Here is a 25,833-nt window from a genome sequence, read left to right as displayed (position 1 = left end):
ACTAGGTCACAAAGTTGAGTTTATACGCCATGTCAGACAAGAACATTCAGACGCCAATTGCGCTCAATACCATGAGCTTTCCCTTACACGGGGCAAGGCTTATCGAAGCCTCCGCGGGTACAGGAAAGACCTTCACTATTGCTGGTCTTTATTTGCGCTTGTTACTTGGGCATGGGGATGAAAGCTCTCGTCATCAGCAGCCGCTGACGGTTGATCAAATATTGGTGGTGACCTTTACTGAAGCCGCTACAGCAGAATTACGCGACCGGATACGCGCCAGAATTCACCAAGCTAGAATCGCCTTTGCGCGTGGCAGTAGTGATGACCCTGTGATTGCGCCGTTATTGACGGATATTGACGATCATCGTTTTGCGGTCGCGACCCTACTGCAAGCCGAAAGGCAGATGGATGAAGCAGCGGTGTATACCATCCATGGCTTTTGTCAGCGAATGCTAACGCAAAATGCCTTTGAGTCGGGCTCGCGCTTTAATAACGAATTCATTACTGATGAGAGTCGCCTCAAAGCACAAGTGGTGGCGGATTTCTGGCGCAGTCAGTTTTATCCATTGGGATTAGACCTAGCCAATGAAGTTCGTAAATTATGGTCGACACCTAGCGCACTGCTTAGTGATATTTCACGCTATATGACTGGGCCGAATGTGTCATTTACTCGCCACGCGAGCGCCGCCGATCTCAATGCATTGCATCAACAAAACCTAGGCGCAATCCAAACGCTTAAATCGCAATGGCTGGCCGTCGCGGATGATATTGTGCCGTGTATTAGTGCATCGGATGTCAACAAGCGTAGTTATACCAAAAAATCATTGCCAACATGGGTGGCGGCAATAACAGAGTGGTCTAAATCAGAGACCAAAGATTATTACTTGCCTGACTCTCTAGAGAAGTTCTCGCAAACGGTGTTGAATGAAAAAACCCCAAAGGGCGAGCCTCCGGTTCATGAGATTTTCCAAGCAATAGAAACACTCCTTACCTCACCACCAGAGTTAAAGACCCCCTTGCTTGCTCTGGCTATCAAGAGTTGCCGACAGCGCCTCATTGACGCGAAAGAGCGTAAACAATGGTTATCATTTGATGATTTGTTGACGCACTTGTCCGCCGCATTGGAATTTGAGTCCGGCGATGGACTGGCGGAAAAAATACGCCAGCAGTTTCCTGTGGCGATGATTGATGAATTCCAAGATACCGATCCGCTTCAGTATCATATTTTTAGTCGGGTCTATTTGCAGCATCCTCAATGTGGTTGGTTCATGATTGGCGATCCCAAACAGGCGATTTACGGATTCCGTGGCGCGGATATTTTTACGTATATCAAAGCAAGAAACCAAGTGACCGATCATTACACGTTAGGCACCAACTGGCGTTCAAGTGAAAGCATGGTTCAGGGTGTGAATAGCCTATTTGAGCAGGCGGTTTCTCCATTTGTTTATGATGATGATATACCGTTCTTTGCTGTCCAAGCTAACCCGAAGGCGCATTTGCGTCACTGGTGCCTTTATGGTGAAAAACAAACCGCGCTCGAGTTTTGGTTACAAGAAGCAGAAAAACCGTTACCTAAAGGTGAGTATGTTACGGCGATGGCCGCGTCGACTGCGCAGCATATCAAAACGGTGCTCACAGGGGCGCAAAGCCATGAGTCCATTTTAATCAACGGCGACAAGCAGACGCCGATAAAAGCAGGCAATATTGCCGTGTTAGTCAGAACGGGTAGCGAAGGTCAGTTGATCAAGCAAGCGTTAGCGGAGCGTGGCATTGCCAGTGTTTACCTGTCTAACCGTGACAGTGTGTTTGCCAGTGGTGTTGCCCTGGATATGTTGCGATTGCTGCAAGCCGTGTGGTCTTTAGGGGAGGAGCGAGCACTAAAAGCGGCGTTAGCCAGTGAGCTTTTTGCTTTATCGGCGACCTATTTAGATGACTTGAACAACGAAGAAACCGTGTGGGAAAAAGTGACGGCCGAGTTTCAAGAGTATCGTCATTTGTGGCAAACCCGTGGCGTACTCCCTATGTTGCGGGCCGTACTATTTAAACGTGAGATTGCCAGCCGACTGCTGACCCAAGCGGGGGGCGAACGTTTATTGACTGACTATCTTCACCTTGGCGAGTTATTGCAAAATGAAAGGCAAGATTTAGAAAGTGACAGTGCGTTGCTGCGCTGGTTAGGGCAGTCTATTGAAGACGCTGCGCAAGGGTTAGGTGGTAGCGATGAGCATATTCAACGTTTAGAGTCAGAAAGAAATTTGGTGCAAATTATCACCATCCATAAATCAAAAGGCTTGGAGTACGATTTAGTCTATCTGCCTTTTGTCACCAGCTATAGAGAAGCGTCAGAAGCAAAGTATTACGATGAAGCTTTGCAATCACTCTAGGTGATTGATCTTGCTCAGTCAAAGTCGGCACTCGCGCAAGCGGATAAAGAGCGCCTAGCTGAGGATCTGCGTCTTATCTACGTGGCATTGACGCGCGCGGTTTATGGTTGTTTTATCGGTATTGCTCCACTTCGAAATGGCCGTTCAACGAAAGAGCCGACAGGCGTGCATCACAGTGCCATTGGCTACTTAGTTCAGCAAGCCAAAGAGCTTGGAGTGAATGAACTCGGTTCGGCATTGGCACAGTTATCCGCGCAACAAACAGCGATTAGAGTCGTGTCTCCGCCGGATGTTGACGATGAGCTATATCGACCAAGCGAAGTGAGGTTACCGGATCTTAGTGTGAAAACCTTAGAGACAGAAATCGACCGTCATTGGCGAATGACCAGTTACTCTAATTTGGTTAAGCAAGGACATCAACATTCAGACCGAGAAGTATTTATCGAAGCCGCGGGTATTGATATTGATTCCTCGCAAGAGGCGGAGACACTATCGCTGTTAGAACCAGAAAAAAGTATTTACCACTTTCCGAAAGGGGCGCGCCCGGGTACTTTTCTTCATACTGTATTTGAAGAAGTGACGTTTACCGAGCCTGCGGGATCCGAAGTGAATCGTGATGTTATTGCCCTGTTATTGGAGAAGGAACAATACGATCCTCAGTGGCTGCCTATTATTCACGATCTTGTCGATCGTGTGCTCGACACTCCGCTTGATGGAGCGTCGTTACGATTGCGAGAAAAAGGGGCGTCACAGAAGTTGGTTGAAATGGAGTTTTTATTGCCGATAGAAGTGCTGGATGCCATGTCACTCAACCGAGTGATTCAGCGTCATGATGATTTGTCGGCACAGGCACAAGATCTTGGGTTTTATACCGCAAGAGGCATGCTAAAAGGTTTCATTGACCTCGTGTTTGAACATGATGGCAAGTACTATGTGCTTGACTGGAAGTCCAATTATCTTGGTGACAGTCCCGAGCATTACCAACAGGCGCAGCTTAAACATGCGATGATCGATCACCGTTATGATCTGCAATACCAACTGTATACGCTGGCGCTGCATCGCTTTCTCAAGACTCGGATTAAAGACTACGACTATGAGGCGCATTTCGGTGGCGTCTACTATCTATTTCTACGTGGTATTGAACCTGGATCGACGTCGGGCATTTTTAACAGCAAACCGACGCAGGCTTTGGTAGAAGAACTCGATGCGCTGATATCCGGTGAGACTATTCATCACGATCGTTTTATTGAGCAACAAGGGAAGACACAATAATGTCACAGCTGTTTCAATCCTTACCTGAAGTCGTGGCATTTCTCGCAGAGAAAAAGGTATTACGACCACTGGACTTGCAGTTTGCTAAGTTTGTTTCGTCTTTAGAATCAGAATATCGAGCAGAAGTGATGTGGCTTGCTGCTTTGACAAGTGCAAACTTAGGGCAAGGGCATATTTGCGTGAATTTTTCCCCTATCGCATCCGATATGAATATGCCACCAGAAAGTTCAACGCTCTCTTTGGTATCAGAGTCATTGCCAAGTGCCAGTTTACTTGGCATCTATGGCGAGGTCGCACAGCAAATTGATGGCTTAATAAATCAAGTTGATTGGCGACGAGTCGTGAGGATGCAAAGAGTATTACGACGTCGCTCGATACGCTTCAAAGCGACATGCCACCCACCCCTCTTGTTTGGCAACATGGTCGCTTGTATTTGCATCGCTACTATCGATATGAACACACCATCGCCGATCGGATGAATGCGATGGCAAGTGCCATTACTATCGAAAGTCCAGCGCGCCTAGCCAATTTGCTTGACCAGCTGTTTGCTCGTGAATATCACTACTTATTTTCTTCGTTACAGCAATTGCCGAGTGAAAAAAATACCCAAGTGCTTCGGCAGCAGTTGGTGTGTGACTTTCTAGATGTCGTGACCCCTGAGCTTATCAACTGGGGGGATGTTGACCAGCAATTAATGCAGGCAAAGCAATCGACGGATCTTAATGCATTGGATAACTTAATCCCGTTATCTTATTGCCTTAATTGGCAAAAGGTGGCCGCAGCAGTCGCGTTGACTCGCCGATTTTCCGTCATCTCAGGTGGTCCGGGTACTGGTAAAACGACCACGGTAACAAAATTACTCGCGGCGCTTGTTCATCAGGCTGGGCTCTCCCAACAAAGCCCCATCATTAAGCTGGTGGCGCCGACAGGAAAAGCAGCGGCAAGGTTAACGGAATCGATAGGTAAAGCCTTAGATAGTTTGGCGATAGAGCCAGAAATACTCGCTAAAATTCCAACGGAGTCGAGTACGATTCACCGTTTGTTGGGGGCAATCCCTAATCGCGTTGAGTTCCGCCACCATCGTGAAAATCCACTTCACTTAGACGTACTGGTGCTGGATGAAGCTTCTATGGTGGATTTGCCTATGATGCACCGTTTGCTTGATGCGTTACCTGCGCACGCTCGGCTTATTCTACTCGGTGATAAAGATCAATTGGCATCGGTTGAGGCGGGGGCAGTGTTGTCGGATATTTGTGAGTTTGCCAGTCAGGGTTATAGCCAAGGGCAAAATGACACCATCAAGCAGTTAACGCAATTTGATTGCCGTCATCGTAGTGCGATTCGCCATTCTCCAGGCAAAGAAAATCTACAAAGAAGCATTGTAGCGGATGGCTTGTGCGTGCTGCAAAAAAGCTATCGTTTTGATGCGAGATCAGGAATAGGGCAACTGGCTAAAACGATCAATGCCAGTGACACGCGTGGCTTTGGGCAAGTGTGGGATAAAGGGTTTGCTGATATCGAATGGCATCATTTAACCGCCGATGCTTATCAGAACCTGCTACAAAGTATGGTGAAAGCTTACCAGCCCTATTTAAAGGTTATTACCGCGCAACCCGATGGAGAGGAGCGCCGGAGCGCAGAGACGTTAGCCATTTGGCAACGAATGACGGCAAAATCAGCACTGGCGAGCTTTTCTAATCATAGATTGCTGTGTGCTGTTCGTGAAGGAGACTTTGGTGTTGTGGGGCTTAATCAGCGAATTGAGCAACGACTAAAGCAGCGCGCTATTATCAACAATGGCGAAGCTCAATGGTATGCGGGGCGTCCTGTTATGGTGACGAGAAACGACCATAACCTAGGGCTTTATAATGGCGACATTGGTTTGTGTATGATGGATTACACCGGAGAGGTTGCCAAACTCAAGGTGTTTTTTGAGCTTCCTGATGGCTCGATCAAGTCGGTATTGCCGAGCCGTGTTCCCGAACATGAGACGGCTTATGCCATGACGATTCATAAGTCACAAGGCAGTGAGTTTACGCATACCTTTATGATTCTGCCAGCCGACTTTTCGCCTCTACTAACTAAAGAGTTGATTTACACAGGTATTACGCGAGCAAAGAAAACGTTGACTCTGATAGCGGAGCCGAAAGTGATATTGAAAGCCATTCGTTGCCAAACAATCAGGCATAGCGGGCTGGCGAGTCGATTACAATCGGAACGGCCAATAATGGTCGTGTAAAAGATCAGTCGCGAGCAAAGTGATCGTGGATAGCAGTAATCATGAGTGGGAAAGAGTCATAATGAATAAGCTGAACTACCATCCATGGTAGTGCGTTCTAAATAAAGCAACTAAGGTCAATTAAACACTTCCGAAAAGGTAATTTTATTGATCTTATATTGCTCCTGATAAAGCCCGATAAGCGATTGAATCTTATCAGTCGCTGGGAATACACAGTGAACGCTTAGACCTTCAAGTAAATGGTTTTCAGCCATATCCCAGAAGCTTTGAATAGAATTACAAATAACAGTACGCATAGATATTGCTCTCAATGGCAGTAGTGGCACACGTAGCTATCCCTGCACTCCCAATAAATGGGATCTACATCACGATAAATCCTGTAATTTGATCGAATTTTAGCCACTAACGAGAGCGATGTAAAATATTTTATGCAATTAATTAATGGCAATCGATTTTATATATCATTTGTTGTTTTATATCAGATATTACTCATATCGCTATTGGCGTTTTAATAGCGCTACTATTTAGATTGGCATAGACAAAATCTTTGATTTACGTTGGAAATTATAAAAATCTTGTTTGGACATAGGCAGTGACTCCACGCCAATTTCATGGAAACCTTGTTCACGAAACCAATGCAAACTGTGTGTGGTGAGGACAAAAATCTGCTCAATGCCTTTTGACTTAGATTGTTGCCGCATATGGTTCAATAATAACAACCCACGATTGCCGTCACGGTAATCAGGGTGAATGGCGACGCACGCCATTTCCGCCATTTTATCTTCACTATAGGGGTAGAGAGCGGCGCAGCCGATAATGAGGCCATCTTTTTCGATAATGGTAAATTGATGGATTTCTTGCTCAAGTTGCTCTCTCGAACGTCGAACCAGCACCCCTTCTTCTTCTAACGGTCGAATAAGGTCAAAGATGCCGCCGATATCATCAATTTCTGCTTGTCGAACTTGTTCTGCGCTGGCTTTAACGATTTGGGTACCAATACCATCGAGCGAAAACAATTCCTGAATCAGTGCGCCGTCGATCTTATAACTGATGAGGTGGCAACGCGGAACGCCTGCGTGACATGCGGCTTTCGATGCGCGTAAAAAGCGTAGGGTACCACTGCTACTTTCCGGGTTGCGAGCTTCGTTTACCTCGAGTTCGGTAATAATGCGGTTAACTTCAGACGGGAATAATTCCGCCAATGCATTACCATTACTATCTAGCACCCCTTGCTCAGAGCAAAAGCCGATTAATTTATCGGCATTTAATTTTATCGCGACTTTGGTCGCCACTTCTTCTGAGAGTAAGTTGAATGTTTCACCAGTTACCGAACCCGCGACAGGGCCGAGTAACACAATAGAACCTTGATTGAGGACGCGATTAATACCATCGACATCAATACGGCGAACTTTACCACTGTGACAAAAATCGATGCCGTCATCGACACCTAGCGGTTGAGCGATCACAAAATTACCACTGACAACATTGAGCTGCGTTCCAGCCATGGGCGTATTGTTTAGGCTCATGGAAAGGCGTGCTGTAATATCAAGCTGCAGGCGGCCTGTTGCTTGCATGACGTAGCCCAAACCGCGTTCATCGGTAACGCGTGTACCTTTGTGATAGGGGGAATGACAGTCGTTTCGTTCAAGTAGCTCATTGATTTGTGGGCGAGCGCCGTGCACGAGGATGAGTTTGACGCCCAAGCTATGAAGCAAAGCGATGTCACTAATAATATTGTTGAAGTTTTTGTCGGAAAAAGCCTCACCACCGAGCGTAATCACCATGGTTTTATTGCGGTGCGCGTTAACGTATGGAGTGGACTGCCTAAATCCTTTTACTAAGGCGGTGCTACGGATTTTCACGATGATAACCTTCTGCTGACAGTTTAAACTTAACTGTTATTTATGTGGAAATAATGACTTTTTATTCATCGTTGTGCAAGGGGAATTTTAACGGTAGCGAAATCAGTTAAGTGAAATGCTCGTTTGTATTGAGTTGTCGTAGCAGTGATTGGAACAGAGGTAGATAATGCAAGGCAGTTGGATTGATCATAGAGGTTTAGATTTATTTCAATGAAAACGTCTCAAGCGGTGAGCGCAGCGTCACCTAAAAAAAGCAGTAAGTGGTTTGAACGAGTTCTGATTCTTTTAGCGATCATTGGCACGGTTGCGGTGATGAGTCTCTATCAGGATTTGGCGCAGCGCTATCAGAGCCATAGTAACCCTAAATCGTCGGTTTATGGGATGTGGGTAGAGAAAGAAGCGGCATCTTACGTGAAAGATTGGTTTGAACTTAGCCAAAATGGCGTGACGATCAACCATAGAGTCGTGGCGACAAGTTTTGATTTAAAAGGGGATTTGATAACCTTTTATTCAGGTGACGTTCGTTATCAGTACCAAGTCCTCAATGAAAATAAAACCCAGTTGCAGCAATTATCACCAGCGCATTACCATCCCGTGTTTGAATTGTCAGGAAAACACAAAAAAAGCCTTCGATGACCCTACGTTTTATTGCGATTTTTTAAAGAGTTTGCCATCCTGAATGCAACATCAATAAGGGATAACAATCTTGATAAAACGTATTTTACCATTGGCTTCAGTTTTACTGGTTTTTGGTTGTGCTCAACAAACGGATCGCGCACAGCAGTATCATGACCAAGAGTTCCCATCATTTTTAAACAAGACAGAAGTGATTGAGTCCAATCAACCAAGAAATTTCAATAGTTTTGAAAAGCAGGCGGCTGAGGTCACCAAAAACTCGCCGTCAATGGCGAAAACCTATCAACCGCTGTATGAACAGCTGCAAGAGTGGGCGATCAAGAGCGGTGACCCTAAACAGCTAAGTGAATATGGCGTTCAGGCTGCTCAACTAGGTGGTGGTGATAAAAAGGGCAACGTTTTATTTACTAGGTTATTTCTCGTGCAGTGATGGAGCTTCGCCATCGCCCGGATGAGAAGTTTAAATATCCTGTCTATGGTCTTCCTGATTGCCAACAAGATTGTCCAACGCGAGCGGAAATCTATGGGGGCGCTTTGAATGGTCAGGGTCTAGAGCTTGGTTATGCGGATAATCTGATTGACCCCTTTATTATGGAAGTACAAGGCAGTGGCTTTGTCCATTTTGGTGATGACGACACCTTAGAGTACTTCGCCTATGCTGGGAAAAACAACCGTGCTTATGTCAGTATTGGTCGCGTTCTGATAGAGCGTGACGAAGTGCCAAAAGAAAAAATGTCACTCAAAGCGATTAAAGACTGGGTAATGAAGCAGGACGAAAAAACCGTTCAAGCCTTGCTAGAAGAAAATACCTCTTATGTCTTTTTTGCCCCACAAAAGGCGGCGCCAGTGACGGGTACCGTGCGGCATCCCACTTCAGGCGATGGCTGCAGTGGCTGGTGATCGAAGTACCTTCCCTATGGGGACACCAATTCTAGCGGAAGTGCCACTGCTTAACGCTGATGGTACGTGGAGCGGTGCACATGAACTGCGACTGCTCATCGTATTAGATACTCGGTGGCGCGGTAAAAGGGAATCACTTTGATTTGTATCATGGGCTAGGGGACTTCGCGGGTACTCAAGCGGGGCACTATAAGCACTTCGGTCGAGTTTGGAAGCTGGGGTTAGAGAACTCACCTTCGCAAGACCCTTGGGCGCTCTCCCCAGAAAAAAGAGTCGAAAAAAAGAAATAATTGTTTGAAAAAGGGCAGCAGTTGACCTTTATAGAAAGAGTGCGTATAAATCGCACTCTTTCTTTTTTACTCATCATTAGCTAGGTAGTGTTATGCGAGAACTAAACCAACCAGCCTCCGACAATTATAATCAACGATTTGGTGGCACACGACGTCTTTATGGGCAAAGTGAGGTCGAAATACTTCGCGCTGCACATGTGTGCGTGGTGGGTATTGGTGGCGTTGGCTCGTGGGCAGTAGAAGCGCTGGCGCGCACAGGTGTGGGTGAATTAACGCTTATCGATATGGATGACGTCTGTGTGACGAACATCAACCGTCAAATTCATGCCATGACGGGGACAGTGGGTCAGAGTAAAATTGAAGTAATGGCTGAGCGTGTAAAGCTGATTAATCCTGAGTGTAAGATCAACCTTATCGATGATTTCATCGAACCGGAAAATGTTGCGGAATACATCAATAAAGATTTTGATTATGTTCTCGATGCGATTGATAGCATGAAACCTAAAGCGGCATTATTGGCGTATTGTCGAAGTAATAAGATTAAGGTCATTACGACGGGTGGAGCGGGCGGTCAGATCGATCCGACCCAAATTCAGATCGCTGATTTAACCAAAACGATTCAAGATCCGTTGGCGAAGAAGTTAAAAGACACGCTACGTCGTCATCATAATTTTCCTAAAAACCCAGCTAGGAAGTTTGGTATTGATTGCGTGTTCTCTACTGAACAATTGAAATACCCTCAAGCAGATGGTTCGGTTTGTGGCGTTAAATCAACAGCGGAAGGTCCAAAACGAATGGATTGCGCAAGTGGATTTGGCGCAGCAACGGTTGTGACTGCAAGCTTTGGTTTTGTCGCAGTATCTAGAATTGTTGACCGATTAATTCAGAAGTATCGAGCGTAGAGGGAGAGAGAGCATGACGGACAAGCAACCTTTTGGTATTGAAATCACCGCACACGATATTGCTACTACGATGACTGAACTTCACGGGTGGGAGGCGCGCTATCGTCAGGTAGTAAAGTGGGGCAAATTGTTGCCTACACTGGATACAGAAGCTAAGAAGGATCCGATGCTGGTGTCCGGCTGTGAAAGCTCGGTTTGGTTACTCATGAATGAAGAGGCGGGGATTTGGCATATTGAAGCTGATTCTGACGCGCGAATTGTTCGTGGATTAATCGCAATAGTCTTAGCGGCTTATCACAATAAAACCTCTCAGCAAATTTTGGCGTTTGATATTGATGCGTATTTCGAACAGTTGAATTTAGTCAATCATCTCAGCCCTTCTCGAGGTAATGGTTTGAAAGCTATCGTAGAGACGATTAAAGTGACAGTAAACCAGTAAACCAGTAAACCGTACAAGTGAGGTATATTGGTTTCGCTTAAATGAGAACTCATATTTAAAAAACGCCATTCCAACTTCCGTTGAATGGCGTTTTTTGTTTGGCGTATTTAAATAGGCAATACGATCAAAGGATATCGACACTTTTCTCCAGTGCTTCGATGAAACGATCGACTTCTTGTCGCGTGTTGTAAATTGCAAAAGAGGCTCTAACCGTCCCTTTGACACCGAGTGCATCCATGAGAGGATGCGCGCAATGGTGCCCAGAGCGTACGGCAATGTGTTGCTGATCTAACAAGGTGGCAATGTCTTGGTGATGGACGCCTTGCATGGTGAAGGTAATCACGCTGGAACCCGGTTGATAACCGATTACCGTAATATCATCCATAGTATTAAGCGCATCGAAGGCTCTTTGTTGAAGAGTTGCAACATGTTGCTCTAGCACAGATAAGTCATACTGCTCTCGCCATTGAATAGCGCAGGCAAGGGCTAATGCGCCTGCGACATTCGGCGTTCCTGCTTCAAACTTTCCCGGTAGCGCCGAGAAGGTGGTTTGTGTGAAACTGACGTGCTCGACCATCTTTCCGCCGCCATGCCAAGGGGGCATAGATTCAAGTAGCGCTTGTTTGCCATACAGCACGCCAATCCCAGCTGGCGCATACAGTTTATGACCCGAAAAGACGTAGAAATCGGCATCAAGTGCTTGGACATCGGTGTGTTCATGCACAATGCCTTGCGCACCATCCACGACAACAATGGCACGACTTTTTTCACGCGTCGCGGCAATAATCGCTTCAATAGGTAGGCGACTGCCGGTGACGTTAGTGACTTGAGCGATGGCAACAATTTTAGTGCGTTCGTTAATTAACTCTGCGACTTGCTTAGCATCAATTTGGCAGTCCGGTGTCATCGGGATTTTAATGATCGATGCGCCCGTTTGCTCAACCACAATTTGCCAAGGAACGATGTTGGCATGATGTTCCATTTCAGAGATTAGGATCTCATCACCAGGTTGAAGAGTGCTGCGTGCATAGGTCTGCGCGATGAGGTTGAGTGCTTCCGTTGCGCCTCTCGTCCATATGATTTCTTTGCTTGAAGAGGCATTGATAAAGCGTGCGACCGTGTCGCGTGCGCTTTCAAAGCGGCTTGTCGCTTGAGCGGTGAGTGAGTGGCTGCCGCGATGCACGTTAGCATTCTGGTTTTTGTAGTAGTCTGTTAAGCAATCGATGACCACTTGTGGTTTTTGAGTAGTCGCTGCACTGTCTAGGTAGACGATGTCTTGCGTTAATGCCGGGAACTGCTCACGGACAGTTTGGAGAACGGTCATGTTCTTTTCCCCATTTCGTGATAATGCAAGGTTGGATTGGTGACCATAGGCTCTGCCACTTGCCAGGCTTTTTCTTTGCCACATAGCGCAATAATGAGTTCGATAGAAAATTCAAGTGCAGTGCCGGGTCCTTGACTGGTCATCAGGTTGTGATTGACATCTAACGTGACGCGTTTAGGTCGCCAGCACGCATCTGCAATATGTGATTGAAAGCTAGGGTGGCATGTCATGAGCGCATCCGGGTATAGATCGTGGTGAATAAGCACCAATGCCTAGGCGCGGCGCAGATCGCCCCGAGCAATTTGCCTTCGTATTTATGCTGGCGCACCATTTCAACTAATACCACACTGTCCCTGAATACCTCAGCACCGCCAATACCGCCCGGTAGAGCAATGACATCAAATTCCTCATCCGCCACATCCACTAACTTACAGTCGGCGGTTAACGTGATGCCTCGTGAGCCTTTCATGGTTAGACTACCATCAAAAGCGGCGCTTGCTGTTGTCACTTGAAAGCCAGCTCTGATCATGGTGTCTATGATGGTTATGGCTTCCATCTCTTCAGTGCCAGGCGCAATAGGCACTAGTATTCGTTTAGTCATGTTTGCTCCAACTGGCTTCAATGGATTTTATTTGTTTAAAAAGAGCACTATTTACCGGGATATTAAGTTGATATTTTTCCGCAATGCTAACCACATAGCCAGTGATGAACGCGATTTCACTGGCGCGTTGCTGGCTGATGTCTTGCTGCATGGACGAGTAATTCTCCGCGGTCTTGGTGATGACGTTGAATACTGTTTCTTTGAGAGCTGCGTTATCTAAGGTCACGTCCACTTTCTCGGCACACAAGTGCGCCTCATCAATAATTTGTTCAATTTGATGGCGGTAGCGCTGCTCGGCCAGTTGCCCATTGTTGCAATTCTCGAGTGCGGTTAGCGGGTTTATGGCACAGTTTATGATTAATTTAGTCCAAAGGGCATGCTGGATGGAAGTGTGCCATTTTACTGGCGAGAGAGCATGACTCAGTACGTCAGATAAAAATTGGCATTGCTGTCCTTTGTCATTCCAAGCGCCAATGTGGGTTTCCCCAAGACCAGGTGTGGCTAACATGCAAAGCGGTACGTCTAAGTGCACCGTGTGTACTGGTACCGAGGAGTACTGGGAAGTTCGCGAGTTGCTTGGCCAGCTTGTCGACGCAACCCATACCATTATGTAAAAACAAGATGATGGTATCGGCGTGTAACCGCGGGAGTAACGGTGATAGCGCCGCCTCAACCTGCCAGGCTTTTAGGGTGACGATTAAAAGGTCGGTGCGTTTGAGCGTATCGCGGTTTTGATTCACAAACTGCAACGTTGGCAAGTGATCTAATTGGATGTCGACGGTGTTATTTGAGCGTCTACCCCAAACAGAGACATCGTGTCCGGCTTGCTTTAATTTGTACGCATACAAAGAGCCGATGGCACCGGGGCCAAGAATAGTTATGTTCACAGCAAGTAATAAGTTACGAGTAATAGGCGAAGAATAGCAAAATTATTACTAATACTCGAAAGTAACAGGCATAAAAAATGGCGCGAATGCGCCATTTTTTCTAACTTCTTCTACTGAATAGACATTAGAAGTTGTATTGCATACGGTAGATAATTGCATCACCGTAATGCTGTTGGTTAGCACCAGAAGAACCGTAAACACCTAGTTTGTTGCGGAAGTAACGGTACTGGATCGCAGCGGTGATATTTTCAGTCGCGTGCCAGTTGAATAGTAGTGCACCGTTCAAGCCGTTTTTACCGCCTTGGTTTTGAGCGTATTCATCGTTGCGATCGAACTCGATTTCGTTCCAGTTTACAAACGAGAAGTTTTGACCGAATGCGTTAAAGCCGTAGCGTGCTGTCCAACCAGCCATGTAGCCGTTGTTGCCGTTAACATTTTGGTTAGGTGAAAAGCTGTCCCAAGATGTGATGTCATGAACACCAACCCATGGTTTGAAGAACCAGTTATCACCTTGTAGCGCTGTATAACCAAGACCTAATACGCGGTTAGTTTCGCTTTGATGAGGGTTATCGTGGTGATAAACCTGACCGTAAAGAGATACACCTGAGTCACCAAGGTAAACGTGCGCAGAACCTTTAATAGAGTTCTTTTGCTCAGATGAGCTCTTTTCAACACTTTCACGATCGTAGAAACCGTATAGCTCACCCCAAGTGAAGCCTGCACCACCTTCGATACCTAGAACGAATTGGTTACGACCACGACCATCGTTGCCATCTTCAATTGAGTTAGGACCGTGATCCCAGCTTTGGTGGTCAAGATAAACACCACCAAAACCGTATAGATATTCTGCTGAAGCTGGAACTGATGCCACTGCTGCAACAACGCCAAGAGCTAAAAGTGATTTACGCATAATGAGATCTACTCTTTTTAAAGTTGAACTGAAAATTGGTCGCTTTCCGTGCGAACTCATCCGATGGGGACGCATGATAGCGATTTGTGTCCCAAAGTAAATGTGCAACGTCGCAAACGGTTGCTAAATATTGAGAGTGCTATCACATTTATTGAAGGTTTAAGGGAACTTTTATGAATTGCATACAAATCAACCAATATTGGGCATCCTTCCGTTAACAATATTGTTAAAGTTGGTAACAATATTTTGTGCAATGATCGAATCTCCTGATAGCAGCGTAAAAACGCTGTGCTTATCGATAAGGAGCTTGAATGTCTCAAATAATGTTATTTCCACTGGGTTCCATTGTGCTACCCGAGGGGAAAATGAAACTACGAATCTTCGAACCGCGCTACAAGCGAATGGTGGCGGAGTGTTTGAAACAGAGTTCTGGCTTTGGGATGTGTTTGATTGACGAAGGTTCAGGGCGCCCACCCAGCAATATTACGCAGATTGGGACATTCGTGAGTATTGTCGACTTTGAGGTATTGGAAGGCGACATATTGGGTATAACTGTCTCGGGCATTAAACGTTTCTTAGTTGATAGTGTAGAGAGCGAGTACGATGGTTTACGCGTGGCTAACGTAGATTGGTTACCATCATGGCAACCTCAAACGTTAAGTCGAGAACAAGAGTTTATTGGTGAACGATTACAAGAAGTTTTTAAAGCCTTCCCTATGCTGGAGTCACTCTATTTGCATTGCTTTTATGACGATGCAACGTGGGTTAGCCAAAGATGGTTAGAAGTCTTGCCTGTGTCTTGCCAAGAGTTTGAGCAGTTAGTGGCGCAGCCCAACTGTGACGCAATGCTGAGCTTCATAGAACGCGCTATTATCAAGCAAGGTTTACTAGACCAAACCTAATAAGTGACAACTCAAAATGCTGATTGAGTGATGAAAGTAATAAATTAATATTATTGTGATCCATGTTCTAAACCGTGCGTACACTGTACTAGTGACGTAATGAAGCTAACCTAGGATTTTGTGTATGATTGCAGACGAATCAGAAACACTTAGTAAGCAAGAGTGGAATGAGTGTATGGCTAAGATTAAGTCGCGAGACAAACACGCCTACGCCATGCTTTTTCATTATTACTCCCCAAGATTAAAGCAATTTGCTTTCCGTTATATCAGTAACGAGCAGGTCGCCATTGAAATTGTGCAAGAAGCGATGGCTGCCGTTTGGCAAAAGGCACACTTATTCGACGCTCACAAAAGTGCAGTATCAACATGGATATACACGATTACTCGAAATCTGTGCTTTGATATGTTGCGCAAGCAGAAAGGCAAAGAATTACACGTGCGCGCTGATGACATTTGGCCGACGGATTATTGTCCACCCGATTTTGTCGACCATTATTCGCCAGAAACAGACAGGCTGAAAGAGCAGATTATTCATTTTCTTGATAACTTGCCCAAACCCCAAAGGGATGTGGTTAGGGCGGTATATCTGCAAGATTTGCCTCATCAAGAAGTGGCAGACATGTACGACATTCCTCTTGGCACCGTGAAGTCTCGTTTGCGACTTGCCGTGGAAAAATTACGACTCTCTATGGAGGAGCATTGATATGGCTTACCATCCAGATGATACTTTACTTGCGCTCTATGCCAATGGTGAAATCGATACGGCCAGAGGCGTTGCTATCGCGTCTCACCTAGAATCTTGCAGCCGTTGTAGCAACAGAGTAAATGAGCTTGAACAACTTGAAGCAAATTTGTTGCAGCAGATGAAGGTGGACAAGATTGAGGCTGGCGATACTTCCGAGCAAGAAATGCAGCGTGTATTTGATAATATGCTAGAAGATATTATGTCGTTGGATATGGACTTTTCCATGCCTCGTTCTAGACAGGCAGCGAAAGTCACGGTCAACGGGAAAGAATTCTCAGTGCCCGCACCACTAAAACCTATCGTTGAAAGAATGGGGGAGTGGCGTAGCTATGGCGGTAAGGTGTTCACTTCAAATATAGATTTAGGTGAAGATTATAGAGTGAGTTTGCTGTACATCACTGAAGGTGTTCAAGTCCCTCAGCATACTCACAAAGGGCTGGAGTCGACTTTGGTACTCCACGGTGCTTTTAGTGACGAGTCGGGTTGTTATAGTCAGGGCGATTATCTTGAAGAAAACGAAGACACGAAACATGCGCCCAAAACGATGCAAGGACAAGATTGTTTATGTTTGTCGATCCTGACGCAACCATTGGTATTTACTCAGGGTGTTGCAAGGATATTCAATCGCTTTGGCAAGGGAATGTACCCTTAAAGGGGGAAGCTTGGTGCGGGTAAGTATCCAATCACTCACTAGTCATTGAAAGGTGATGAATAAAAATCCCCCTATGCGGTAGGCAGAGGGGGATTTTTGTTTATATCCGTTAGTCGTTCTTTCGCAAACTACTTTGGTGCGCGGTCCCTTTCTTTAGCTTTGGTCAGCAAGTCATTAAAATAATGCCTTAGCGAGTAGAGCATGATCAGACTTGGTATAACCATCAGTGAGGTGATAATAAAGAATAGACTCCAATCATTGAGCATATCGACCAGTTCACCACTAAAGGACGCCAATGTCGTTCGTCCAAAGTTCCCTAGCGATGCTAACAGGGCGTATTGAGTTGCAGAGAAAGCTTGCCCGGTCAAAATAGTCAAGAACGAGACAAACGCGACGGTGGAGAAGGCGGTCGTAAAGTTATCGACGATGATCGTCGCTAAGAAAAGATGCTCGTTTGGTCCTACTTGAGCAATCCAAGCAAACATAAGGTTACTGGCGCTCATGGCAATTCCGCCAATCATTAGGCCTTTGACGATGCCAAATCGGACATTGAACATACTGCCGAGCAGAGTGAAGGCAATGGTGGCTCCCCAACCAATTAGCTTGGAGTAATAGCCGATCTGTTCGTTACTAAAGCCAATTTCCTTGTAGAACGGAATGGACATTCTGCCCAAAAAGGCTTCACCAATCTTGAATAGGAAGACAAATAGTAGCAGGGTTGCCGCCACTCTTACGCCGTTGCTGCGGAAGAAATCAAGAAAGGGCTCGATGACGGTCACACTGAGCCAAGCGAGGACTTTATTGTCGACCACCTTCTGATGGCGCTGCTCCGCTTGCGCTTGCAGTGCGTCTCGATCGGTTTTGGGTTCACCGACCAGCAAGGTAAACATCATGAGGACACCGACAATAATAGCCATGCCATAATACACGCCATTCCAACCCATACTATCGGCATTGACGAATGCCAGATAACCAGGAAGAGAGTATCCTGTCCACCAACCAATGACCGCCATCGCAGAGGCTTGAGGCAGCTTATTGGATTGAGATTTAGGGAACGTATCTATTCTAAAGGCGTCGACGGCAATGTCTTGAGTAGAAGAGGCTATCGCAATACCTAACGCCAATAGCGAGGTGAGCATTAAGTTTTCTGCGGGATTAACACCCGCAATCAGTAATGTACACACTAGCATTAAAGACTGGCATAAAAAGATCCAGCTGCGTCGTTGTCCAAGAGTACGATATAGCAGAGGCAGTCGTACACGGTCGACAAGGGGCGCCCATAAAAAATTAATGGCGTACACAGCAAAGACCGAGCCAAAGTAACCAATTGCGGTTCGAGTCAGCCCTGCATCCTTTAGCCACCCCGACATGTTAGAGCCAATGAGTACCCATGGGAAACCACTTGAACAGCCAAGCATAAATACCCAAAGTAGGCGCTTATCCCAGTAACTTCTGATTGTATCTTGCCATGTCATTTTCTGTTCCACAGAGGTGCTCCTCACCTAAAAAGAAAAGAGAGAGCGAACTCTCTCTGTTGGTTGGTTTATGGAAGGCGTTCAATCTTGGTAATGATAATGGGATCCATTGGTACATCACGCATGCCGCGCACCGTGCGGGTTGGTTTTTGAGACATTTTTTTCACCACATCAAACCCTTCGGTTACTTTGCCAAATACGGCATAGCCGGGGTTGGATACGCTGTAATTGAGAAAATCATTGTCGGCATAGTTGATAAAAAACTGACGCGTTGCAGAATCTGGGTCTTGGGTACGAGCCATGGCAATGGTCGCTATGTCATTATCAAGGCCATTTGCGGCTTCATTTTGAATCGCTTTATTGACAGGTAGTCGATTAAATTTCTCATCAAAGCCGCCACCTTGAGCCATAAAACCAGGAATAACGCGATGAAATTGACTATTTACGTAACTGCCATCGTCAACGTAGCGTAGGAAGTTGGCGACGCTCACTGGCGCTTTTTCTTCATTTAGCTCAACGGTGAAAGAGCCGATATTGGTGTCAACCTGTACGGTTGGTGCTGCAAAAACCGTGGCAGACATTAAAGCCAGTGTTGAAATTAGAGTTCTCATCATTAGAAACGTTCCTTCATGTAATCAACCAGTTCAGCGTCGTTCGATATTTCTTTTAGTACCAGGTTTACAGTATCGTTGAGGACGGTTTCAATATCATCGTTTGATGCGCTCATTAGCCCTGAACGTGTCGCTTTACCCGTATAGGTTTTGACCAATTTACCTTTGCTGTTTTCAACCGTTAGCTCTACAACGACGTTGGCAGCCATGTCATTTTCCATAACAGTGTGTTTGACGGAGACGAGGGCTTCTTGAATTTCTACTTTTACGGTATTTGGGCTATTCACAGTGACTTTATAGCCTTGAGATGAAAATTGCTGCACCAATGCGTTCTCAATGCCAATACGAACATTTTGTCGTGTGTGAATAGGCGTGATATTGGCGCGGCCATTATCCATTAACGCCACATATTGCGCAGTACGCACATCTTGGCTGGAAAGTGACATGGTTTTGCCTTCAACAATTTTTGCAGCGCTAGTGGCGGCTTGTGGGGCAAAATTGATTTGTTCTTGTTTTGGGCTTGCACAACCAGCGAGTAAGACGATGGTTGCGGCTAAAACGAGCTTTTTCATTCCTAATTCCTTTTCACACTCATCAATGCGATGAGTCAGCACTTGTCAGCGCCATATAAGGTTGTGCGCACTGACGAAACTCTATCTGATAACGTAATTCTATCTGATAACATATAGTGTCGTTAGCGTATTCACTAACTATGACGATAACTTTACTTAGTCGCCTGTAAAATAACAAATTTAGCATTAGTCGCGACAAGTTTGACCTGCCGCTTACCAAACAATTTCTCTAGTTTTTTATCGTAGCCTAGGTGGCGGTTTCCGATAACTAATAACTCGCCACCAGTCCGAAGAACATGCTTTGCGTCACAGAACATTTGCCATGCGATATGATCCGTGATGGCTTGCTGTTGATGAAATGGAGGGTTACAGACCACAAGATCTTGCGTTTGTGCGCTGAAACCGTCGAGGCAATTGTTGGCAACGAATCGTGCTTTCTCATTGGATAAATGATTCAACAAAATATTATTTTTTGCTGATTCAACCGCCATATAGCTCTCATCAACCGAGGTAATTGTCGCATCTGGATTGAGTTGTCTGAGCTTGACCGACAAGACGCCATTACCACAGCCTAAATCAATAATATCGTGGTACTTTGCATGGCCTGGTAGGTGCGGTAAAAAAAGCGAGCGCCAAGGTCGAGACTTTCCCCTGAATACACGTTGGGCAAGTTTGACAGTGTCATCGCCTCTTCTTCAACCCGCCAAGTGGTATACGGCTCTACATGAGGTGGGTTTGGCTGGTCCCCCTGACTAAAGACTAAGCGATGTTTCTTCCATGCTAGGGAGGTGGTTGTGTGGCCGAGGTGCTTTTCAAACAATTTCAGTGTTGAACTATGAATTTCCTTGGCCTTATTCACCGCAATCACCTGACAGCTATCACCGTACAAAGCACGAATTTGACTGAGTTGCCAAGTAAGATAGCGGTTATTGCGCGGTATTTGCATAATGACCAAATCGACATGGTTTGGCCAGTTCTCAACGGAGGAAATCACATTCACCGAGGCGCAATGATTGTGAGCAAGGTTGGCGTGTATACCTTGCTGGGAAATAAAGGAGTCACTAACGGTCGTCACCACATGTTGAGATGATAACCAACAACTCAATGCGCCGAAATTGTCATTAAGCACTAAAATATGTTGGCCACGGTTGAAGTTCTGTTCTTCAACATGAGTGATTAAATATTCATCTCCTGCGTCCCATGCTTGGAGCTTATCGTGACTAAGCTTTGGATAGCGATACAGTTCAAGTGTGCGGTTGAGCAAGGAAAGTTCAGTTTTCATAATGATGATATTTAGTGATTATCGCTGTATTTTGACAAAAACTCGCGCCAATAGCCAAAGAGAATGCGGTTTAAAGGAAGATTATTGATTAAGTAAAGGATATACTTTACCGACAATGTCATAATAATAACCCTGCTTAAGGAAGTAAGATGATTCAACAAACCATCGAGCAGAAACTTCATCTAGCGTTTGAACCCACTTTTCTAGATGTACTCAATGAAAGTTATATGCATAACGTCCCACCGGGTTCTGAGAGCCACTTTAAGGTTGTTGTCGTTAGTGATGCATTCTTAGGCGATCGATTGATCGCTCGCCATCGTAAAATAAATACAGTTCTAGCAGAAGAGTTAGCCTAAGCATGATTCATGCTCTTGCCATTCACACTTATACCCCTCAAGAGTGGAATGACAAAAATCAGCAGTCTCCAAATAGCCCAGACTGCGCTGGTGGTGGCAAATAGTGGCAAATAGTGACATTTTTTGACAGCCAAACCTGTCGATTCTGCAATGAATAACATTTTTTACTGCTGGTATTGGCTTTGTTAATGAAAGCCAGCTCGTCTCTCATGAATCTAGCCCTTAATGGGTATTTTCTTAACAGTGTGTCAACATGTTTTTGAGTAAAGACGTTTTAAGTGCAATTGTTTCATTTTGTGAATAAATTAACTGCTTAATTTTAATAGACTTAATAGCGCTTTGTGCGATGCGTCAAAGTTATCAATATTGATAAGCGCTGCAATAGCAAAACTTTCGAAATAATAAGGCTATTGCAGGGATTCATCATGGCATCCACTTTGCAAAAGATGTTAAACTATCGCACCAGACAAATCTCGCAGTGATTTAACAGTGAGATTGTTAATGTGATGTTGCTGTCTTGGTGTTTGAAACGCCGAGGCGAGACACCTCAATGTCGTGTCTAAATGTTACGCAATAAAAAGAATCTTTTTCCCGATAAAAGTAGTGCAAGTGCGTATGATTACAATAAAAAAGGGTTTGGACCTTCCTATCGCAGGAACTCCATCCCAGGTGATTAATGATGGTAAGTCCATCACTAAAGTCGCCTTGCTTGGCGAAGAGTACGTGGGTATGCGTCCAACAATGCATGCTCGTGTAGGCGATGAAGTAAAGAAAGGTCAGGTTATTTTTGAAGACAAAAAGAACCCAGGCGTTATGTTTACTTCACCAGCAAGCGGTAAAGTTATCGAAGTTAACCGTGGTGAAAAGCGCGTACTTCAATCTGTAGTGATTGAAGTAAGTGGCAACGACCAAGTGACGTTCGACAGTTACACAGCAGACCAACTAGCAGGGCTTGATCGCGCGACGATCACAAACCAGCTTGTTGCCTCTGGAATGTGGACAGCTTTACGTACTCGACCGTTTAGCAAGGTACCCGCGATTGATTCAACAACTCAGGCGATTTTCGTCACCGCCATGGATACCAATCCGTTAGCGGCTGAACCTGAATTGATCATCAACGAACACAAAGAAGCATTCGTTGCTGGCCTTGACCTTCTCTCTAAATTGACAGATGGCAAGGTATATGTGTGCAAGAAAGGCACGAGCCTTCCTCGTTCAACTCAGTCTAATGTAGAAGAGCACGTTTTCGACGGTCTGCACCCTGCAGGTCTCGTGGGCACTCACATGCATCACCTTTACCCAGTTAATGCGGAAACGGTAGCATGGAGCATTAATTATCAAGACGTCATCGCGTTTGGTAAGCTTTTTACTACTCTATGAAGTTTTCACTGATCGTGTTATCTCTCTTGCTGGTCCTGTGGTGAACAATCCTCGTTTAATCCGTACACAGCTAGGGGCTAGCCTAGAAGACGTCACGGATAACGAGTTGATGCCAGGAGAAGTTCGAGTGATTTCTGGTTCAGTACTCTCTGGTACACATGCTAAAGGCGCTCATGCTTATCTAGGTCGCTATCACCAACAAGTGTCTGTTTTGCGCGAAGGTCGTGAAAAAGAACTGTTTGGTTGGGCTGTACCGGGTAAAAACAAGTTCTCTATTACTCGTTCATTCTTAAGCCATGTGTTTAAAGGTCAGTTGTTCAACATGACAACGACAACGAATGGTAGTGACCGTGCAATGGTACCTATCGGCAACTACGAAAAAGTATTGCCTTTAGATATGGAACCAACGTTACTTCTTCGCGATTTATGTGCTGGCGATATCGACAGCGCACAGCGCCTTGGTGCTCTAGAGCTAGATGAAGAAGATTTGGCGCTATGTACCTTTGTTTGTCCAGGTAAGTACGAATATGGTCAACTCCTACGTGAGTGCCTAGACAAAATTGAGAAGGAAGGGTAATTCATGCTTAAGAAATTCCTTGAGGATATCGAGCATCACTTTGAGCCAGGTGGCAAACACGAGAAGTGGTTTGCTTTGTATGAAGCAGCGGCGACGTTGTTCTACACACCAGGCTTGGTGACACAGCGCAGCTCGCACGTTCGCGATAGCGTCGACTTGAAGCGTATCATGATCATGGTTTGGTTTGCGGTATTCCCTGCAGTGTTCTGGGGGATGTACAACGCGGGTAACCAAGCGGTCATGGCTCTAAATCATATGTATGCTGGCGCAGAGCTTGCAGCAATGATTGATGGCAACTGGCATTACTGGCTAACTCAAGCTATTGGCGGCACCTTAGGGGCCGACGCAGGTTGGGGCAGCAAGATGCTACTTGGCGCCACCTACTTCCTACCAATCTACGCAACGGTATTTATTGTTGGTGGTTTCTGGGAAGTGTTGTTCTGTATGGTGCGCAAACATGAAGTTAACGAAGGCTTCTTCGTAACATCTATCTTGTTTGCTTTGATTGTTCCGCCAACACTTCCTCTTTGGCAAGCTGCATTAGGTATTACCTTTGGTGTTGTGGTTGCAAAAGAAATCTTTGGTGGTACAGGTCGTAACTTCCTAAACCCAGCTTTGGCAGGTCGTGCATTCCTATTCTTTGCTTACCCAGCGCAAATCTCGGGTGACGTAGTTTGGGTAGCGGCTGATGGTTTCTCTGGTGCTACGGCACTGAGCCAATGGGCACAAGGCGGCGAAGGCGCACTACTGAACAACATTACTGGTCAAACGATCACTTGGATGGACGCGTTCATCGGTAACATTCCAGGTTCCATCGGTGAAGTGTCGACACTTGCGCTGATGATCGGTGCGGCAATGATTGTTTACATGGGCATTGCATCATGGCGTATTATCGCTGGTGTGATGATCGGTATGATTGCCGTTGCAACCTTGTTCAATGTTGTCGGCTCTGACACTAACGCTATGTTTGCAATGCCTTGGCACTGGCACCTAGTCTTGGGTGGCTTCGCATTCGGTATGTTCTTCATGGCCACGGATCCTGTATCTGCATCATTTACCGACAAAGGTAAGTGGGGATACGGTATTTTGATTGGCGCGATGTGTGTCATGATTCGTGTGGTTAACCCAGCGTATCCAGAAGGTATGATGTTAGCGATCCTATTCGCCAACTTGTTTGCCCCTCTGTTTGACCACGTGGTTATTGAGAAAAACATCAAACGGAGACTAGCGCGCTATGGCAAGTAATAACGATAGCATTAAAAAAACGCTGTTTGTTGTTATCGCATTGAGCTTAGTGTGCTCAATCGTTGTATCAACAGCGGCTGTTGGTCTACGTGATAAGCAGCAAGCTAATGCGGTTCTAGATAAACAAAGTAAAATTGTTGACGTTGCTGGTATTCAAGCTGAGGGCACGGTCCCTGAGCTGTTTGCTGAGTACATCGAACCTCGCTTGGTTGATTTTGATACTGGTGAGTTTGTTGACGGTGATGCGGCAACTTACGACCAACGTAAAGCGTCAAAAGTACCATCAGAATCTATCCGTTTAACGGCGGAACAAGATAAAGCGAAGATCATTCGTCGTGCTAACGTGGGTACTATTTATCTTGTTAAGCAAGACGGTAAGGTAACGAGCTTTATTCTACCTATTCATGGTAATGGTCTATGGTCAATGATGTACGCGTTTGTCGCGGTACAAACTGACGGTAACACAGTGAACGGTATTACTTACTACGAGCAAGGTGAAACTCCAGGACTGGGTGGCGAAGTTGAAAACCCAACTTGGCGTGATCAGTTTGTTGGTAAGAAGCTATTTGATGAAAACCATAAGCCAGCTATCAAAGTGGTGAAAGGTGGTGCTCCTGCTGGTTCAGAGCATGGCGTAGATGGCCTATCTGGTGCCACGTTGACAAGTAACGGCGTTCAAAACACATTTGACTTTTGGTTAGGTGATATGGGCTTTGGTCCTTTCCTAGCGAAGGTTCGTGACGGAGGTCTGAACTAATGTCTGATGCTAAAGAAATGAAAAAGAGCCTGTTTGCACCGTATGTTGGATAACAACCCGATTGCACTTCAAGTTCTAGGTGTGTGTTCTGCACTCGCCGTAACGACGAAATTAGAAACAGCATTTGTAATGACATTGGCGGTGATTTTCGTTACTGCCTTGTCTAACTTGTTCGTTTCGCTTATTCGTAACCATATGCCAAACAGTGTGCGTATCATCGTACAAATGGCGATCATCGCCTCTTTGGTAATCGTTGTTGACCAAATCTTGAAAGCGTATCTTTACGATATTTCTAAGCAGCTTTCAGTATTTGTAAGCTTGATCATTACGAACTGTATCGTAATGGGTCGTGCGGAAGCGTTTGCAATGAAATCAGCGCCACTGCCGTCATTCATCGATGGTATTGGTAATGGTCTTGGCTATGGTTTTGTACTGATGACAGTTGCATTTTTCCGTGAACTATTAGGTTCTGGCAAACTGTTTGGTGTTGAAGTACTTCCACTGGTATCTAACGGTGGCTGGTATCAACCAAATGGTCTGATGCTTCTAGCACCATCAGCATTCTTCTTAATTGGTTTTATGATTTGGGCTATCCGTATCCTTAAACCAGAACAAGTAGAAGCGAAGGAGTAA

The 25,833-nt window shown here is 45.6% G+C and carries 17 protein-coding genes and 8 pseudogenes; 15 read left to right on the top strand and 10 right to left on the bottom strand.

What is annotated here, in order from left to right:
- The first annotated feature begins 29 nt into the window (after positions 1-29).
- From recB to recD, 3 genes and pseudogenes are all read left to right on the top strand, one after another.
- Positions 30-3,656: pseudogene (recB, locus tag AC0L66_RS13975) on the top strand (exodeoxyribonuclease V subunit beta).
- Positions 3,656-4,135: a hypothetical protein gene (locus tag AC0L66_RS13970; RefSeq protein ID WP_473567716.1), complete on the top strand. Its 480-nt coding sequence runs from the start codon at positions 3,656-3,658 to the stop codon at positions 4,133-4,135. The pseudogene recB and the gene AC0L66_RS13970 overlap by 1 nt, the downstream one beginning before the upstream one ends.
- A complete protein-coding gene (gene recD, locus AC0L66_RS13965; protein WP_473567714.1) occupies positions 4,048-5,895 on the top strand; it encodes an exodeoxyribonuclease V subunit alpha in 1,848 nt (615 codons plus the stop codon). Before AC0L66_RS13970 ends, recD begins: the two co-directional genes overlap by 88 nt.
- Positions 5,896-6,011: 116 nt before the next feature.
- On the opposite strand, the gene AC0L66_RS13960 is transcribed toward recD, so the two are convergent.
- On the bottom strand, positions 6,012-6,191 hold the full coding sequence (locus tag AC0L66_RS13960) for a hypothetical protein (protein WP_265675829.1): 180 nt from the start codon (positions 6,189-6,191) through the stop codon (positions 6,012-6,014).
- 228 nt (positions 6,192-6,419) lie between these two features.
- Positions 6,420-7,757, bottom strand: coding sequence for an amino-acid N-acetyltransferase (gene argA, locus AC0L66_RS13955; RefSeq protein ID WP_265675828.1), 1,338 nt, complete (start codon positions 7,755-7,757; stop codon positions 6,420-6,422).
- A gap of 210 nt (positions 7,758-7,967) precedes the next feature.
- On the opposite strand from argA, the gene AC0L66_RS13950 reads away from it, so the two are divergent.
- From AC0L66_RS13950 to AC0L66_RS13935, 4 genes and pseudogenes are all read left to right on the top strand, one after another.
- Complete coding sequence (locus AC0L66_RS13950) at positions 7,968-8,393, top strand: DUF2850 domain-containing protein (RefSeq protein WP_265675827.1); 426 nt, start codon at positions 7,968-7,970, stop codon at positions 8,391-8,393.
- 70 nt (positions 8,394-8,463) lie between these two features.
- A pseudogene (mltA, locus tag AC0L66_RS13945) lies at positions 8,464-9,583 on the top strand (murein transglycosylase A).
- Positions 9,584-9,675: 92 nt separating this feature from the next.
- Positions 9,676-10,485: a tRNA cyclic N6-threonylcarbamoyladenosine(37) synthase TcdA gene (gene tcdA / locus AC0L66_RS13940; protein ID WP_265675825.1), complete on the top strand. Its 810-nt coding sequence runs from the start codon at positions 9,676-9,678 to the stop codon at positions 10,483-10,485.
- Positions 10,486-10,498: 13 nt separating this feature from the next.
- Positions 10,499-10,924, top strand: coding sequence for a SufE family protein (locus AC0L66_RS13935; RefSeq protein ID WP_473567712.1), 426 nt, complete (start codon positions 10,499-10,501; stop codon positions 10,922-10,924).
- A gap of 124 nt (positions 10,925-11,048) precedes the next feature.
- Here the strand turns inward: AC0L66_RS13935 and csdA are convergent, their stop codons facing one another.
- From csdA to AC0L66_RS13915, 4 genes and pseudogenes are all read right to left on the bottom strand, one after another.
- Entirely contained in the window at positions 11,049-12,248 is a 1,200-nt protein-coding gene (gene csdA, locus AC0L66_RS13930) for a cysteine desulfurase CsdA (protein ID WP_473567711.1), read from the bottom strand.
- Positions 12,245-12,849, bottom strand: a pseudogene (locus AC0L66_RS13925) (DJ-1 family glyoxalase III). Before AC0L66_RS13925 ends, csdA begins: the two are co-directional and overlap by 4 nt.
- Positions 12,842-13,736: pseudogene (gene panE, locus AC0L66_RS13920) on the bottom strand (2-dehydropantoate 2-reductase). The pseudogenes AC0L66_RS13925 and panE overlap by 8 nt, the downstream one beginning before the upstream one ends.
- 124 nt (positions 13,737-13,860) lie before the next feature.
- Positions 13,861-14,646, bottom strand: coding sequence for an outer membrane protein OmpK (locus tag AC0L66_RS13915; protein WP_265675820.1), 786 nt, complete (start codon positions 14,644-14,646; stop codon positions 13,861-13,863).
- Positions 14,647-14,957: 311 nt separating this feature from the next.
- On the opposite strand from AC0L66_RS13915, the gene AC0L66_RS13910 reads away from it, so the two are divergent.
- The 3 genes from AC0L66_RS13910 (at position 14,958) to AC0L66_RS13900 (ending at position 16,945) form a co-directional block, all read left to right on the top strand.
- Positions 14,958-15,548, top strand: a complete 591-nt coding sequence (locus AC0L66_RS13910; protein ID WP_473567709.1) for an LON peptidase substrate-binding domain-containing protein — start codon at positions 14,958-14,960, stop codon at positions 15,546-15,548.
- A gap of 124 nt (positions 15,549-15,672) precedes the next feature.
- A complete protein-coding gene (locus AC0L66_RS13905) occupies positions 15,673-16,251 on the top strand; it encodes a sigma-70 family RNA polymerase sigma factor (RefSeq protein WP_265675818.1) in 579 nt (192 codons plus the stop codon).
- A gap of 1 nt (position 16,252) precedes the next feature.
- A complete protein-coding gene (locus AC0L66_RS13900; protein WP_265675817.1) occupies positions 16,253-16,945 on the top strand; it encodes a ChrR family anti-sigma-E factor in 693 nt (230 codons plus the stop codon).
- 128 nt (positions 16,946-17,073) lie between these two features.
- Here AC0L66_RS13900 and AC0L66_RS13895 read toward each other — a convergent pair whose 3' ends face one another.
- The 4 genes and pseudogenes from AC0L66_RS13895 to AC0L66_RS13880 form a co-directional block, all read right to left on the bottom strand.
- The gene (locus AC0L66_RS13895) at positions 17,074-18,420 is read right to left on the bottom strand and encodes an AmpG family muropeptide MFS transporter (protein ID WP_265675868.1); all 1,347 of its coding nucleotides are present in this window, start codon (positions 18,418-18,420) and stop codon (positions 17,074-17,076) included.
- Between the two features lie 68 nt (positions 18,421-18,488).
- Positions 18,489-19,034, bottom strand: a complete 546-nt coding sequence (locus AC0L66_RS13890; protein WP_265675816.1) for a peptidylprolyl isomerase — start codon at positions 19,032-19,034, stop codon at positions 18,489-18,491.
- Positions 19,034-19,603 (bottom strand): YajG family lipoprotein, encoded by a 570-nt coding sequence (locus tag AC0L66_RS13885; protein WP_265675815.1) that lies wholly within the window; start codon positions 19,601-19,603, stop codon positions 19,034-19,036. Before AC0L66_RS13885 ends, AC0L66_RS13890 begins: the two co-directional genes overlap by 1 nt.
- A gap of 152 nt (positions 19,604-19,755) precedes the next feature.
- Positions 19,756-20,885, bottom strand: a pseudogene (locus AC0L66_RS13880) (methyltransferase).
- 149 nt (positions 20,886-21,034) lie between these two features.
- Between AC0L66_RS13880 and bolA the strand changes: the two are divergent.
- The 5 genes and pseudogenes from bolA to AC0L66_RS13855 all read left to right on the top strand — a co-directional run bounded on the left by bolA (position 21,035) and on the right by AC0L66_RS13855 (position 25,833).
- Positions 21,035-21,345: pseudogene (gene bolA, locus AC0L66_RS13875) on the top strand (transcriptional regulator BolA).
- 511 nt (positions 21,346-21,856) lie between these two features.
- Positions 21,857-23,198, top strand: a pseudogene (locus AC0L66_RS13870) (Na(+)-translocating NADH-quinone reductase subunit A).
- A gap of 3 nt (positions 23,199-23,201) precedes the next feature.
- Entirely contained in the window at positions 23,202-24,443 is a 1,242-nt protein-coding gene (locus AC0L66_RS13865) for an NADH:ubiquinone reductase (Na(+)-transporting) subunit B (RefSeq protein WP_265675811.1), read from the top strand.
- Positions 24,433-25,200 carry a Na(+)-translocating NADH-quinone reductase subunit C gene (locus AC0L66_RS13860; RefSeq protein WP_473567706.1) on the top strand — a complete coding sequence of 256 codons (768 nt, stop codon included), beginning with the start codon at positions 24,433-24,435 and terminating at the stop codon, positions 25,198-25,200. Before AC0L66_RS13865 ends, AC0L66_RS13860 begins: the two co-directional genes overlap by 11 nt.
- A pseudogene (locus AC0L66_RS13855) lies at positions 25,200-25,833 on the top strand (NADH:ubiquinone reductase (Na(+)-transporting) subunit D). The gene AC0L66_RS13860 and the pseudogene AC0L66_RS13855 overlap by 1 nt, the downstream one beginning before the upstream one ends.

The organism is Vibrio sp. GJ43-1 (assembly GCF_055808835.1).
Note: the sequence above shows the minus strand (reverse complement) of the source record. Positions and strands in the feature narration are given on the sequence as shown.